Raw genomic sequence first — 13525 nt, forward strand, 5'->3', positions numbered from 1 at the left:
CCTACCCTCACCAGTTGCAAAAAGCTATAATCCCGCGCAATCAAACCTTTTGTCCAGCAGCATCAGCAAATCAACGGAACCCTCATGACCAGCAAGCCAGAACCCTCTCTCGACAAGACCTACCAACCCACCGAAATTGAACAGCGCTGGGCCAAAGAATGGGAAGAAAAAGGTTATTTCCGTCCATCCGGTCAGGGTGAAGGCACAAGCCCCAAAAAAAGCTACAGCATCATGATTCCACCACCGAATGTTACTGGCAGCCTGCACATGGGCCACGCCTTTCAGGATTCCATCATGGACACCCTGACCCGCTGGCAGCGCATGCAGCAGAAAAACACCCTCTGGCAGGTGGGCACAGATCACGCCGGTATTGCTACCCAGATGGTGGTGGAGCGTAAACTGGCCGCTGAAGAAGGCAAAACCCGCCATGATCTGGGCCGTGATAAATTTCTGGAGAAGGTCTGGGAGTGGAAAGAAGAATCCGGCGGCACCATCACCCGCCAGCTGCGCCGCCTCGGTGCCTCAGTGGACTGGGATCGTGAACGCTTCACCATGGATGAGGGTTTTTACAAAGCTGTGCAGGAAGTGTTTATTCGCCTGTATGACGAAGGCCTGATTTATCGTGGCAAACGCCTGGTCAACTGGGACCCAAAACTTCACACCGCCATTTCTGATCTGGAAGTGGAAAACAAGGATCAGCAGGGCAACTTCTGGCACTTCCGTTACCCGCTGGCGGATGGTGTAAAAACCACCGATGGCAAAGACTATTTGATTGTTGCCACCACCCGCCCGGAAACCCTGCTGGGGGATACCTGCGTTGCCGTTAACCCCAAAGATGAGCGTTATGCCTCCATCATCGGTAAAGACGTGATCCTGCCATTGGTCGGTCGCCGCATTCCAGTGGTAGCCGATGACCATGCCGATATGGATAAAGGTTCCGGCTGTGTAAAAATCACCCCAGCACATGACTTTAACGACTATCAGGTCGGCAAGCGCCATCACATGCCACTGATCAACGTGATGACCATTGATGCTGCCATCCGTGAAGAAGCTGAAGTTTATAACCTGGATGGCAGTGCCAACAGTGAAGTTGACCCCACCCTGCCAGAAATTTTCCGCGGACTGGATCGTTACGAAGCACGCAAGAAGCTGGTCGCGGAAATGGACAGCCTGGGGCTGCTGGAGAAGGTAGAAGCCATCAACAACACCCTGCCCTACGGCGACCGCTCCGGTGTGGTGATTGAACCGCTACTGACCGATCAATGGTTTGTGAAAATTGCCCCGCTGGCCGAGCCAGCAATCAAGGCGGTGGAAAACGGCGACATCCAGTTTGTACCCAAACAATACGAAAACATGTACTTCGCCTGGATGCGGGATATTCAGGACTGGTGTATTTCCCGCCAGCTCTGGTGGGGGCATCGTGTACCGGCCTGGTACGATGAAAGCGGCAATATTTATGTGGCACAAAGTGAAGAAGCCGCCCGCCGCAAATACAATCTGGGCGACGAGATCAGTCTGGAACAGGACAGCGACGTGCTGGATACCTGGTTCAGCTCCGGCTTGTGGACCTTTGGCACCCTGGGCTGGCCGGAACAGACTGATGAATTAAAAACCTTTCACCCCACCAGTGTGCTGGTGACGGGTTTTGACATCATCTTCTTCTGGGTGGCACGCATGATCATGCTGACACTGAAGTTCACCGATCAGGTGCCGTTTAAAACCGTGTATGTCACCGGCCTGATCCGTGATGACAACGGCCAGAAGATGTCCAAATCCAAGGGTAACGTACTCGACCCGCTGGACATGATTGACGGCATTGATCTGGACAGCTTGCTGGCAAAACGCACCAGCGGCATGATGCAACCCCAGCTGGCAGAAAAAATTGCCAAACAGACCCGCAAAGCCTTCCCGGAAGGCATCGGTGCCCACGGCACAGACGCGCTGCGTTTCACCCTGCTGGCGATGGCCACCACTGGCCGTGATATCAACTGGGACATGAAACGTCTGGAAGGTTACCGGAATTTCTGTAACAAAATCTGGAACGCCGCCCGTTATGTGCTCAGCAACACCGAAGGCGAAGACTGCGGCGTCAATGACGAAGCAGTGGAACTGACCCTGGCTGACCGCTGGATCATCTCCCGCCTGCAGGAAACCGAAGCCGCCATCACCCGGCATCTGGAAAGTTACCGCTTTGACCTGGCCGCCAACACCTATTACGAGTTTGTCTGGAACGACTACTGCGACTGGTATCTGGAACTGTCCAAGCCGGTGTTGTGGAACGAAGAATCCAGCCCTGAAGCCCTGCGTGGTACTCGCCGCACCCTTGTGCGGGTACTGGAAGTCATCCTGCGCCTCGGCCACCCGATGATGCCGTTCATCACCGAAGAAATCTGGCAACGTGTGAAAGGGCTGGCCGGTGTGGAAGGGGATACCCTGATGCAGGCTCAGTGGCCGGTGCCGAATGAATCACGCATTGATGCCGCTGCGGTCAGTGACATAGAGTGGGTTAAAGGTGTGATTCTGGCAGTACGGGAGCTGCGTGCCGCCAACAATCTGGCACCCGGCAAACCCCTGCCGATTTTGATCCACAACGCCAGCGCCGAAGATCAGCAACGTCTGCAAGACAACCGCCTGTTCCTGCAGAAACTGGCCAAACTGGAAAGCATTGAGCTGGCCGACACCCTGCCAATGAGCGCCATGCAGCTGGTGGGTCAGATGGAAGTGCACCTGCCGCTGGCCGGCTTTATCGACAAGGATGCTGAAATTGCCCGCCTGCAGAAGGAAATCGACCGCCTGCAGCAGGACATTCAGCGCACCGAAGCCAAGCTGGGTAACGAAGCCTTTGTCAGTAAAGCGCCAGCTGCCGTGGTGGACAAGGAAAAGGCCAAAATCGAAGAAAATCGTATGGCCTGCAACAAACTGCAGGAGCAGCAGGAACAGTTAAAAGCTCTATGAGCAACCACCTGTGATTGAAGACAACAAACACCGCCAGCACAGTCTGGTTGAAGATGCCCTGGCACTGATCACTGCCACGCCGCTGGTGGCACTGGGCATCACCTTTTACAGTCACGCAGAGCTGCTGACCGGCAGTACCGCAGGGCTGGCCTTTCTGATCAAGTATTTGACAGAATGGGGCTTCGGCCCGGTGTTTTTTGTGCTTAACCTACCGTTTTATGTGCTGGCCTTTCTGCGCATGGGCTGGAAATTCACCCTGCGCACCTTCTGTGCTGTGGGACTAGTATCCGTGTTTGCTGAACTCACGCCGCAATGGGTGAGTCTGCATCAGATCAATCCAGTGTATGCCGCCCTGCTGGGTGGTATGTGTATGGGACTGGGCATGCTGATGTTGTTCCGCCACCGCGCCAGCCTGGGGGGCGTCAACATCCTGGCACTCTACCTGCAAGATCGCTTCAACATCCGCGCCGGAAAATTCCAGATGAGTGTTGATCTGGTGATTGTACTGGCCGCCCTGCTGGTATTACCACTCGACAAGGTACTACTCTCCATTGGTGGAGCTGCTATCCTCAACCTGATCCTCACCCTCAACCACAAACCGGGACGTTACCAGGGCGTGAGTTGAAACCTTGCCTTCATACTTGCTCAGGCACTATGCTCACAACAGCCAGCAGCATTTGAGGAGATTCTGATGGAAGCCGTGCGTTTTTATACCCAGCCCGTCGATGGACAAGTAATCGTTCGTCTCCCAGCGGCGCTGGCCAATATCGAACAGCTTGAAGTCATCGTATTGCCCGCCAATGAGCCAAAAGTGCATGAGCGGCGCAAACCCAACCCGTTGTTGATGAATAGTCTGCAACTTTCAGACGATCTGATTGCACCGGCCGCACCCGAAAGCGATTGGGATGCACACTGATGCTAATGGATACCCATATCTGGATTCGCTGGCTGACTGCTTCAGACGGGGAACAAGCCTTACCTGGGCATTTAGTTGAAAAGATTGAGTTGTCACCAACCCTGGCCATCAGTGCCATTTCCTGCTGGGAGCTGGGTCAACTGGTCAAACGTAACCGTTTAAGGCTACAGATGCCGATGGAGCAATGGCTGAATCTGGCTTGTGAAGGTATCCAGGTGATTCCAGTTAACCGTGGCATCGCTGAACTGGCCGCCAACCTGCCAGAACACCACCGCGACCCCGCTGATCGGTTTATCATCGCCACCAGTTTGATCCACAACCTGCCTTTAATCAGCCTTGACCAGGCTTTTAAACAGTATCAGGAACTGACTGACCACCTGATCAGTTGATCCTGCACTACCAACGCAGCGCACTGAAGGTCAGCACCTCATCCAGTGAATCTGCCTGCAGTGCCAGCATCACCAGCCGATCAAATCCCAGCGCAATACCACTGCATTCCGGCAAGCCTTGCTGCAGGGCTTCAATCAGCTTGGTATCGGGAGTGATTTGCTCTTTGCCCAATGCCCGACGCTGGGCATTATCGGCCACAAAACGAGCAGCCTGTTCATCCGCCGCAGTCAGTTCCTGATAGGCATTGGCCAGCTCCAGACCATCCACATATAACTCAAAACGACTGGCCACGGCATTGCCAAAAGCATCCTGATGCACCTGCGCCAGCGCTGCCTGGCTGGCCGGAAACTCATACAACACCACCCGACCCAGTGTTTTGAATCCCGGCTCTACCTGATGACTGATCAGTAAATCCAGACAGGCATCCCGATCCAGCATCTGTGCATCAATACCTGAGCAGGTCACACAAGCTGCACGCAAGGTTTCCAGTTCAGCAGTAAAAGGGTCCAGCCCGACCAGCTGTAAAAAAGCTTCCCGATAAGTCAGGTGCGTATAATCCGCAACACCCAGCAGCTCATCCACCAGCGCCCGGCATTCACTTTCCAGTTCGGCCAACGACCAGCCGGGGCGATACCACTCCAGCATCAGAAACTCAGGGTTATGTCTGCGGCTCACCTCACCATTACGGAAACACGGCCCCAGTTGATAAATCGGCCCACTGCCTGCGACCAGCAGGCGTTTCATGTAAAACTCTGGCGAGGTTTGCAGGTACAGTGCCTGCGGCTGCGCCGAGCCACCTTCCAGACGCGTCACAAACGAATCCAGCAGCGGATCGGTTGATCCACCCGGCCCCAGCACTGGAGTATTCACCTCCAGCACCCCACGCCGGGCGAAAAAAAGCCGGGTTGTATTCAACAACCCGGCACGTTTCAGCAGTAGATCTTTAAGCACGACTGACGTATTCGCCTGTGCGAGTATCAATCTTTAAGAGATCACCTTCGTTTACAAACAAGGGCACCCGAACTGTTGCACCTGTTGGCAATACGGCTGGTTTGGAACCACCTTGAGCTGTGTCACCTTTCACACCGGGGTCTGTCTCAGTCACCGGCAATACGATAAAATTCGGAGGAGTCACGCTGATCGGTGCACCGTTGTACAGCGTAACCATGTACACTTCTTGTTCTTTCAACCACTTGCTGGTATCACTCAGAGCACGGGCATCAGCACCCACCTGCTCGAAGGAGCCGTCGGTTTTCATGAAGTGCCAGAATTCGCCGTCGGTGTAGAGGTATTCCATGTCCACATCCATGACATCCGCGCCCTCTACCGACTCACCGGATTTGAAGGTTTTTTCGCCAACACGGGCGCTCATCAGGTTGCGGTACTTAACACGGGTAAATGCCTGGCCTTTGCCGGGTTTGATATGCTCAATCTCCATCATCGAGCAGGGGTCGCCATCCAGCATAAACTTGAGGCCGCCCTTGAATTCATTGGTTGCGAAATTCGCCATAAGTCAGATCTCTGAATAAATAATCACATGGAACAGACATTAAAAAACGGGTCGCTCATAATACCCAAAAGCTCAGTGACTCACCACTGGAGTGAAACACTAAAACGAGCGGTTCGAGATCCACTGGAACTCTGTCGCCTGCTCAATATCAATCCGGAGCAACTGCCGGGTGGTACCAGTGGGCTGCAACAGGGACACCAGTTGTTCCGCACACTGGTGCCGCACCCATTCATCAACCTGATGCAGCGTGGCAATCCACAAGATCCACTGTTGTTACAGGTGCTGCCGCTGGCTCAGGAAAATCTGCCACAAGCAGGTTTTGTTGCTGATCCACTGCAGGAGCATCAATCCAACCCCTTGCCGGGCTTGATTCATAAATATCAATCGCGGGTGCTGCTCACCAGCAGCGGTGCCTGCGCCATCAACTGCCGTTATTGTTTTCGGCGGCATTTTCCTTATGCTGAAAACAGCCTGAGTCAACAAGCCACCAGCGCCATTCTGGATTACCTGCAACACCACCCAAAAGTGAATGAGGTGATTCTGTCCGGCGGCGATCCCTTGGCAACACCAGACCTGCGTCTGGCTGATAAAATCCAGCAGTTGCAGCAATTACCTCAGCTGAAACGCCTGAGAATTCATACCCGCCTGCCGGTGGTTTTACCATCACGCATCACCGATGAGTTGTTGCAGACCCTTGCCAGCACTCATCTGAAAGTGATTTTGGTGTTGCATATTAATCATCCGCAGGAAGTTGGAACCGAACTCTGTGAGGCATTACAACGTCTTAGGCGCACAGAAATCACCCTGCTGAACCAGAGTGTGTTACTGCGGGGCATTAATGATCAAGCAGAAATTCTTGCACAGCTATCAGAAACTTTGTTTGAGCAGGGGGTTATGCCTTATTATCTACACGCTTTTGATCCCGTGGCCGGAGCAGCCCACTTTGCAGTGGATGATCAGCAGGCGCGTCAGATTTATGCCGGGCTACTGACACTTCTCCCCGGATATCTGGTACCCAAACTAGTCCGCGAGTATCCTGATCAACCGGCCAAGACTCCATTAGGCTGGTAAATAAAATAGACGGTTGGTAAACCAGCGTGCTGGTCAACAAGAGGTGGAAAAAACAACATGAGACAGCTGCCATTCAATTTTCCTGAACTCTGCCGGGATCAGCTGGAAAGCTGCGCCACCCAGCTGGATGCACTGGAACGATGGGTTAAACAGCTACCCATGGCTCACCCAATGGCCAGCCAGGAAAAACTGGCGCAACTGATGAATGAGCTCAACCAGCTGCGCTTGCTGCCATTGCGGCGACAGGAGTGGCTGAACACCCTGCAACCTGCTATACAACAGGTGTTGAACGAACTGGAACACAACAATGATCCTTTAGCCGGAGACAAGGCACAGGGCTTACAACAACAGCTGGCACAGGGTTACAAGCGAGTTGTTAATGACTTGCTGGAGTTAAGAGATCAACTGCCCGCTCCACTGCTGGCACGCGGCCTGCTTCAGTCACTTCACGCAGCTATCCAGCATACCGGCGCACTGATTTACCGATCCTGTAAACTCAGCATCAACGCACCCACTGAATGCTGGCCAGAGCTGAACCTGCTCTACCATGTTGCCTGCCAAAGTCGTCTGCAACTTAAACCCGTACAACACAATCCACCCCAGAACTGCCAGCAGGCCTACCTGCAACTGGTGTTACTGGGGCTGGTACAGGCAGAAAACCTGCGCAGTGATGAGCTGGAGTTACTCTTCCCACAACTTGCTTTGTGGAGTAAACAGCTAACCCTGCTGCCTGCTGGTGACTCAGACAACCTGTTTCAGGTACTGGCAAAAAACAACTACTTACCACGCAGAGCAGAGCCCCTGACTCAGGCAGCAACCGACCGAGAGCTGGGGCTGGATACCCGTGATATTGTTACACTGCTTTTTGCTGAACTCCAACAGGGGCACTCATCACTCGGCAACCGACTTATCCAACACCTGCAAACGACCCTGGGTGAAACCTCAGAAAGAGGCACACCCAGAGTGGACACCAGCGGCTCCGTTCAACTGACCCTGGGGCTGCGCAGTGTACATTTTCATCTTAACGGTCGGCGACCTTTTGAAAGCCTGGTGGCCGGACAAAATCTCGCGCCCCAGACCAGAGACAACCCTTTTTTACAAGAGCAAAAAGTTGACCCCTGGGCATCCGCACACGATGCAACCGAAAACAACAGCATGGGTTATATCCAACTGGTTGAGATAGAAAACAACCTGAGCACCTCGCTGGAAGAAGAACTGGATAAACGCCACCCACAACATGAACTGCAACTGGTGAATACCAGCGCCACAGGTTATTGCCTGCATTGGCAGGGTACCGCGTCACCCTTGCTGCGAACCGGTGAACTGATAGCACTAAAAGAAAAAGCGGCTGATCCCTGGCAGCCGGGATTAATCCGTTGGATCAAAGAAGTACCCGGCGGTCACCAACTGGGCATTGAGCGCCTCGGCAGCCGAATGCAGCCCTGCGCCATCAAGCCCATCATTAAAGTGGGGGAACCCCTGGATTATATGCCCGGTTTTCTGATACCAGAACTGCAGGTGCTGGGTATTGCTGCCAGCGTGATCACCCCCTTACTGCCTTTTCGGGAAGGGCAAAAGGTATCCATCAGCACCCGACAGGGTGTACAACGCGCCAGACTGACTCAATTGATGAGCAGCCCTGGCGAGTTTAATCAATTCCGACTGGAATCATTGGGACAGGAGGGTTTAAGCCTCCACTAGAATCATGCCTTGCTCAACTTTCACAACAAAGGTATCTATATCAACATAAGCCGGTGGTGTAAGCGCCTTTCCGGTGCGCAAACAAAAACGTGCACCATGACGGGGACAAACCAGCAGCCCTGCCTCAATACAACCGCCATCAAACCCACGCCGATCATGTGAACATTCATTCACCACCGCCAGCAACTCACCTTCGGCACGAGCAACCAGCAGCTCATCACCGTCATCCTTCTCAACAATTTTGAACTGACCTTCCGCCAGCTCTTCTTCTTTACATACTTGAATCCACTGCATTTTTTACTCCTGAAAAAGATATATCGCTAAATAGAAACCCGCCAGATTGTTCTCTATCCGGCCAGTGTACTTAAGACACAAACAATAAAAACCGCCATAAAAATGTAAAATTGGCACGCTCGCTGCATTGTGCCAAGAGAATCTGGATGGCCTGGAGAGACCCCGGTCAGTTACCGATGAATTCACTGCATCCAGCTCTGACTTTGGGTATATCAACTGGATAACCTTTGCATTTTAATGTATGAATTATTAAGGTTGTAAAGTAAAAATTCTGGCTTGCTTGTACTAACACAATCAAACGAATACTCCAACTGGATTGATCCACTAAAATAGGAAGTAAATGATGAAGAAAACACTGATTGCTGCATCTATCGCTGCTCTGTCTGCTGGTTTTGTTGCAGCGCCTGCTTTTGCTGAGGTTGCTGGCCATGTTGGTGCTACTTTAGCCCAACCTACCAACTCTGATCTCGATACCATGATGACACTTGAAGCCGGTGTTGAATACAGCCATGAGTCTGGCGCTTATGCTGGCCTGCTGTTCACCACTATGGATCTGCTGGATTCCGACTCGGAATTTAAACAAAGCGAAATCGAACTGAACCTGGGTTATGCTGGTGCAATCAATGACGCTGCTGGTTATGATGCTGGCCTGACTTACACCATCCCTATGGACAGCGATGCTGATGCCGAATACGAACTGTACTTTGGTGGTAACTACTCTGTAAATGAAGCCTTGGGCGTTAGCGCCTATTTTTACCTGCCAGAAGCTGATGACAGCATCTATCTGGAATTTGGTGCCGACTACGCACTGGATGCTGTTGACCTGTTTGCCCTGCTGACTCTTGGCGTGCAAGATGCCAGCGAAGGTGACACTGCTCTGGAATTAGGTGTAGGCAAAGAAATCATGCCTCAGCAGTATGTTACCGGTGCTTTTGCTCTCAATCTTGATGACAGCGATGCCAGCTACCTGGAATTCACCTACACTTACAGCTGGTGAATGCTCCCCGCCCAATTGGGCGGGGGTTTACGCTGTTGCTAAATGTGTTATCCTTTCTTCATCAGATTCATACATCTGACCCAAATCTGTCATTTAAGGCTGCTAACTTTTCCACGTTAACTCATTAACCCATGAACACACCAAAAGCAAAAGGTAAACCCTGATGAAAAAGACACTACTCGCCTCTGCTGTTGCTGCAACCCTGGCTGCCACATCAGTGCAGGCTGCCACCATCGCTCAAACAGACACCGCCAAAGTTGATATGTATGGTCGCATCAACCTGATGCTGGAAAATAATGATGGCGATAATGCTATTAAAAATAACACTTCACGTATCGGTTTTCGCGCCAGCGACAAGATCAACGAAGACCTGACTGCTTTTGCCCGTGCAGAATTCCGTTTTTCGGCTGATGAGCGCCAAGAGTCAAAGAACGGAGATCCGGTGTTTAATGACCTGCGTAATACCTATGTCGGCTTGCAAGGTGGTTTTGGTAAGGTGACTGTGGGTAACTTTGACTCACTCTATTACCAGGCTGTTTCCAATGTTGCCGATTTGTTTGAAAACAAAGGTTTCCGCGCTTTGAACAAGGGCGACAGTAATGCCCGCGGTGACACCATTGCTTTTGAAACTGCCGACTTAGGTGGTATGCAGTTTGGTCTGTCTGCCAAACACGCACCTGAAACCGACGCCAGCGACGAAGCTTTTGGTCTGCAGGCTTATGGTCAGTTCACCATGGTTGATAACCTGACACTGGCCATTGCCTTTGATCAGAACATTGAAGAGCTGGATGGCGGTGCAGACAGCGATCCAATCATTGGTGCCAGTGCCACCTACAAAATGGATGCTTTAAAAGCCTCCCTGTTGATTGAAAGCTCTGGCGACTTTATGCACATTGCAGCCGGTGGCTCTTACACCTATGGCCCGGGTGATGTTTATGGCTTGGTGTCCATGATGGATGACGGCAATGAGTCCGGCCTGGATCTGGCCATTGGTGCCAACTACAAACTCTCCCGCGCCTTCCGTACCTATGGTGAGTTTGCCATGGGTAACGACAAAAACAATGAAGACTACACCCTTGGTGACAAGAGCGTGATGACAGTTGGTATGCGTTACGACTGGTAAGTCTCTCTGGAAGGGCTCTACACACGCGACCAAGGATGGTCGACTTCAAGCAGCCCAACTCGGGCTGCTTTTTTTTGCTCTAAAACCATCAATACCGCAACAGCTCCTCAATACTGGCAGCCGTGAGGATGCCCTCTGCCCAAGCGCTGCAAATAATAACATATTTGCTATTATTCATGCATGACTTACACCATCACCTACTACAGTGACAAGGTTTAGAAGGACATACTCGACCTGCCGCCGGGGCTTCGAGGTCGGTACTTTGCCTTGACCGACCGAATGGAGTTGCACGGCCCCAATCTCGGTGAGCCGCACAGTAAGGCTTTCGGAAATGGACTACTTGAACTCCGAATCAAGTCAGCAGAAGGTATTGCACGGGTTTTTTACTGCACCCTGATCAACAAACAAGTTGTGATTCTGCACAGCTTTATTAAAAAAACAGACAAAACACCAGCCAAAGAGAAGCGAGTGGCTGAAGTTCGAATGAAAGAGGTAAAGAACCATGCTGACACATGCTGAACTAAAAGCCAAAGCTCTGGCAGACCCAGAGGCAAAAGCCGAATATGAACGCGTCAATCGTGAAGAATATGCGCTGTTGGATGAAATGCTGGCAGCACGGCGCTCAGCCGGGTTGACTCAGGCACAGATCGCTGAACGGATGGGAACCAAGGCACCTGCAATAGCACGCCTGGAAAATGCTCTGGCCTCTGGTAAGCACTCACCCAGCCTGGATACACTAAATACCGTAGACCCGTCATTCAGGGCGACATCGATGCGCGACTAAAAGAAATTATACACGACGTAGTCAGTAATCATCGCGCTGAGATAATCGAGCTGGAAACCATGCCCGATCATGTGCATCTGCTCGTTGAAGTCGATCCACAGTACGGCATTCATAAACTGGTCAAAGCGATTAAAGGCCGATCTTCTCGGTTGCTGCGATCCGAGTTTCCCAGCTTAAAGTCTCGTTTGCCTACGCTGTGGACGAATTCTTATTTCTGTTGCACGGTGGGCGGCGCACCGCTCGAAGTGATCAAGCAATACATTGAAAAACAGAGAAACGTATAAAAGTGAAGCGAGCGAAGAATCCGACCTTTATCGTTGAGTTGCCTGTTTCCGTTTCGCAAGAGACGGAAAGGCAGCTGACTGCACGATTATTGGCGGGTGCGCGTCTTTACAATGCTGCACTGGGTGAGGCGCTGCGTCGCTTGGATCTTATGCGTGAATCCAAAGACTGGAAGGCAGCCAGAAAACTGGAAGATGAGGAGCGCACCCATGCTTTCCGGTCAGTCGTCAAAAAATTCGAGTTCACCTCTGCATCGGTTTCTACATTCGCTACGCGCTGCAAAAATGAAGCAGGATGGAAGTCTCGCCTCAGTGCCAATGAGACACAGCGCATTGCAGAAACCGCCTTCGCCGCCGCTGAACAGCACAGTTATGGCAAGCGTGGTCGCCCTCGCTTCAAAAGCGCAAAGCGACCGCTCAAGTCTTTTTCAGGAAAAACGAACAAGGCAGGCATTCGCTACCGCCCCGAACTCGGCATCGTTGAGTGGGCTGGACTGATTCTACCGATCCAATACCCGCCTGCGGGCAAGGATCGATGGCTGGATGAAGCCCTGAAAGCGAAAACCAAGTTCTGCCGCCTGGTGTGGCGCAACGTCAAAGGAAAGCGGCGCTGGTACGTGCAGCTTGCCCAGGCAGGGCTTTCACCTGCCAAGGAAAAGAATTCGACCTTGCCAAACAATGAAGTGGGTCTGGATGTTGGCCCTTCATCGGTTGCCGTCGTCTCAGAGACCGCTAGCGACCTGCTGGCCTTCTGCCCGACCATCGAACAACCCTGGAAAGAGATCAGGACACTTCAGTGGGCGATGGATCGTTCGCGTCGCGCCACGAACCCGCATTGCTACAACGAAAACGGTACCTGGAAAAAATGCGCGAAGGTTAAGGTGGTTTCCAAGAACTATCTCGCTCTGAAGCAGGCTGTGGCGGAACTGGAACGCAAGCTGGCAGCTGAGCGAAAGCGCTCTCAAGGTCAGCTGGTCAACGATGTGCTGCGCCTGGGTAATATCATCAAAACCAAAAAGCTGTCGTACAAGGCTTGGCAGAAACTCTACGGGAAAAGCATCAAGACAAAGGCTCCTGCGACATTCATTGCTGGGTTGAAACGCAAGGCTGAAAGTGCCGGTGGACAACTCATCGAACTGAATACGCAGCGCCTGAAAATGTCGCAATACGACCATGTGAGCGGTGAGTACACCAAAAAAACACTGAGCGAACGCTGGCACTTTCTTGGAGGCAAGACTTCCGAAAGCGCCCTGCTGGTTCAGCGTGATTGCTACTCTGCTTTTCTGGCGCTTTGCGTTATTGAAAACGAACACCAGTCTAGCCAGCTGCATACGCGCTGGCCGGTTGTGAAACAGCGACTAGAGCAAGCGGGCTGGTGTCGTCCAATAGAAGTTGCGAATGGCGGGACAATTGTCTTGCCTACGGCAAAGCCGTCAGAGCGACTCGCTTGTTAAAGGGGTGTGGATTTGGCTACGGCCTGGATGTTGTAACTCGATTTGAGTC

At 52.3% G+C, this 13525-nt stretch carries 14 protein-coding genes and 1 pseudogene; 12 read left to right on the forward strand and 3 right to left on the reverse strand.

Going from position 1 to position 13525, the window contains the following annotated elements:
- Positions 1-84 precede the first annotated feature (84 nt).
- The 4 genes from IBX50_RS03150 to IBX50_RS03165 all read left to right on the forward strand — a co-directional run bounded on the left by IBX50_RS03150 (position 85) and on the right by IBX50_RS03165 (position 4260).
- The gene (locus tag IBX50_RS03150; RefSeq protein ID WP_292253222.1) at positions 85-2955 is read left to right on the forward strand and encodes a valine--tRNA ligase; all 2871 of its coding nucleotides are present in this window, start codon (positions 85-87) and stop codon (positions 2953-2955) included.
- A gap of 10 nt (positions 2956-2965) precedes the next feature.
- Complete coding sequence (locus tag IBX50_RS03155; protein ID WP_292253224.1) at positions 2966-3580, forward strand: YitT family protein; 615 nt, start codon at positions 2966-2968, stop codon at positions 3578-3580.
- 66 nt (positions 3581-3646) lie between these two features.
- Positions 3647-3871 (forward strand): hypothetical protein, encoded by a 225-nt coding sequence (locus IBX50_RS03160; RefSeq protein WP_292253226.1) that lies wholly within the window; start codon positions 3647-3649, stop codon positions 3869-3871.
- Complete coding sequence (locus IBX50_RS03165; protein WP_292253228.1) at positions 3871-4260, forward strand: type II toxin-antitoxin system VapC family toxin; 390 nt, start codon at positions 3871-3873, stop codon at positions 4258-4260. The genes IBX50_RS03160 and IBX50_RS03165 overlap by 1 nt, the downstream gene beginning before the upstream one ends.
- Positions 4261-4267: 7 nt before the next feature.
- On the opposite strand, the gene epmA is transcribed toward IBX50_RS03165, so the two are convergent.
- On the reverse strand, positions 4268-5212 hold the full coding sequence (epmA, locus tag IBX50_RS03170; RefSeq protein WP_292253229.1) for an EF-P lysine aminoacylase EpmA: 945 nt from the start codon (positions 5210-5212) through the stop codon (positions 4268-4270).
- Positions 5205-5771: an elongation factor P gene (gene efp / locus IBX50_RS03175; protein WP_292253231.1), complete on the reverse strand. Its 567-nt coding sequence runs from the start codon at positions 5769-5771 to the stop codon at positions 5205-5207. The genes epmA and efp overlap by 8 nt, the downstream gene beginning before the upstream one ends.
- Positions 5772-5846: 75 nt before the next feature.
- Between efp and epmB the strand changes: the two genes are divergently transcribed.
- A complete protein-coding gene (gene epmB, locus IBX50_RS03180) occupies positions 5847-6842 on the forward strand; it encodes an EF-P beta-lysylation protein EpmB (protein WP_292253232.1) in 996 nt (331 codons plus the stop codon).
- Between the two features lie 57 nt (positions 6843-6899).
- The gene (locus tag IBX50_RS03185) at positions 6900-8543 is read left to right on the forward strand and encodes a hypothetical protein (RefSeq protein WP_292253234.1); all 1644 of its coding nucleotides are present in this window, start codon (positions 6900-6902) and stop codon (positions 8541-8543) included.
- Here IBX50_RS03185 and IBX50_RS03190 read toward each other — a convergent pair.
- A complete protein-coding gene (locus tag IBX50_RS03190) occupies positions 8529-8837 on the reverse strand; it encodes a Rieske 2Fe-2S domain-containing protein (RefSeq protein WP_292253236.1) in 309 nt (102 codons plus the stop codon). The genes IBX50_RS03185 and IBX50_RS03190 overlap by 15 nt on opposite strands.
- Before the next feature lie 340 nt (positions 8838-9177).
- On the opposite strand from IBX50_RS03190, the gene IBX50_RS03195 reads away from it, so the two are divergent.
- The 6 genes and pseudogenes from IBX50_RS03195 (at position 9178) to IBX50_RS03215 (ending at position 13476) form a co-directional block, all read left to right on the forward strand.
- Positions 9178-9834, forward strand: coding sequence for a TorF family putative porin (locus tag IBX50_RS03195; protein WP_292253238.1), 657 nt, complete (start codon positions 9178-9180; stop codon positions 9832-9834).
- 163 nt (positions 9835-9997) lie between these two features.
- Positions 9998-10957, forward strand: a complete 960-nt coding sequence (locus IBX50_RS03200; RefSeq protein WP_292253240.1) for a porin — start codon at positions 9998-10000, stop codon at positions 10955-10957.
- A gap of 225 nt (positions 10958-11182) precedes the next feature.
- The gene (locus IBX50_RS20680; RefSeq protein ID WP_366930687.1) at positions 11183-11476 is read left to right on the forward strand and encodes a type II toxin-antitoxin system RelE/ParE family toxin; all 294 of its coding nucleotides are present in this window, start codon (positions 11183-11185) and stop codon (positions 11474-11476) included.
- On the forward strand, positions 11460-11741 hold the full coding sequence (locus IBX50_RS03205; RefSeq protein WP_292253242.1) for a helix-turn-helix transcriptional regulator: 282 nt from the start codon (positions 11460-11462) through the stop codon (positions 11739-11741). Before IBX50_RS20680 ends, IBX50_RS03205 begins: the two co-directional genes overlap by 17 nt.
- A pseudogene (gene tnpA, locus IBX50_RS03210) lies at positions 11696-12025 on the forward strand (IS200/IS605 family transposase); the annotation flags it as partial. The gene IBX50_RS03205 and the pseudogene tnpA, both read left to right, overlap by 46 nt.
- Positions 12026-12027: 2 nt before the next feature.
- Positions 12028-13476: a hypothetical protein gene (locus IBX50_RS03215; RefSeq protein ID WP_292253243.1), complete on the forward strand. Its 1449-nt coding sequence runs from the start codon at positions 12028-12030 to the stop codon at positions 13474-13476.
- Positions 13477-13525 lie beyond the last annotated feature (49 nt).

Source organism: Marinospirillum sp. (assembly GCF_014859565.1).

Bases quoted from the DNA above. Each gene is read 5' to 3' on its own strand.
- IBX50_RS03150 (WP_292253222.1), top strand. From the start codon at position 85: ATGACCAGCAAGCCAGAACCCTCTCTCGACAAGACCTACCAACCCACC.
- IBX50_RS03160 (WP_292253226.1), top strand. From the start codon at position 3,647: ATGGAAGCCGTGCGTTTTTATACCCAGCCCGTCGATGGACAAGTAATC.
- IBX50_RS03165 (WP_292253228.1), top strand. From the start codon at position 3,871: ATGCTAATGGATACCCATATCTGGATTCGCTGGCTGACTGCTTCAGAC.
- efp (WP_292253231.1), bottom strand. From the start codon at position 5,771: ATGGCGAATTTCGCAACCAATGAATTCAAGGGCGGCCTCAAGTTTATG.
- IBX50_RS03185 (WP_292253234.1), top strand. From the start codon at position 6,900: ATGAGACAGCTGCCATTCAATTTTCCTGAACTCTGCCGGGATCAGCTG.
- IBX50_RS03190 (WP_292253236.1), bottom strand. From the start codon at position 8,837: ATGCAGTGGATTCAAGTATGTAAAGAAGAAGAGCTGGCGGAAGGTCAG.
- IBX50_RS03195 (WP_292253238.1), top strand. From the start codon at position 9,178: ATGATGAAGAAAACACTGATTGCTGCATCTATCGCTGCTCTGTCTGCT.
- IBX50_RS03200 (WP_292253240.1), top strand. From the start codon at position 9,998: ATGAAAAAGACACTACTCGCCTCTGCTGTTGCTGCAACCCTGGCTGCC.
- IBX50_RS03205 (WP_292253242.1), top strand. From the start codon at position 11,460: ATGCTGACACATGCTGAACTAAAAGCCAAAGCTCTGGCAGACCCAGAG.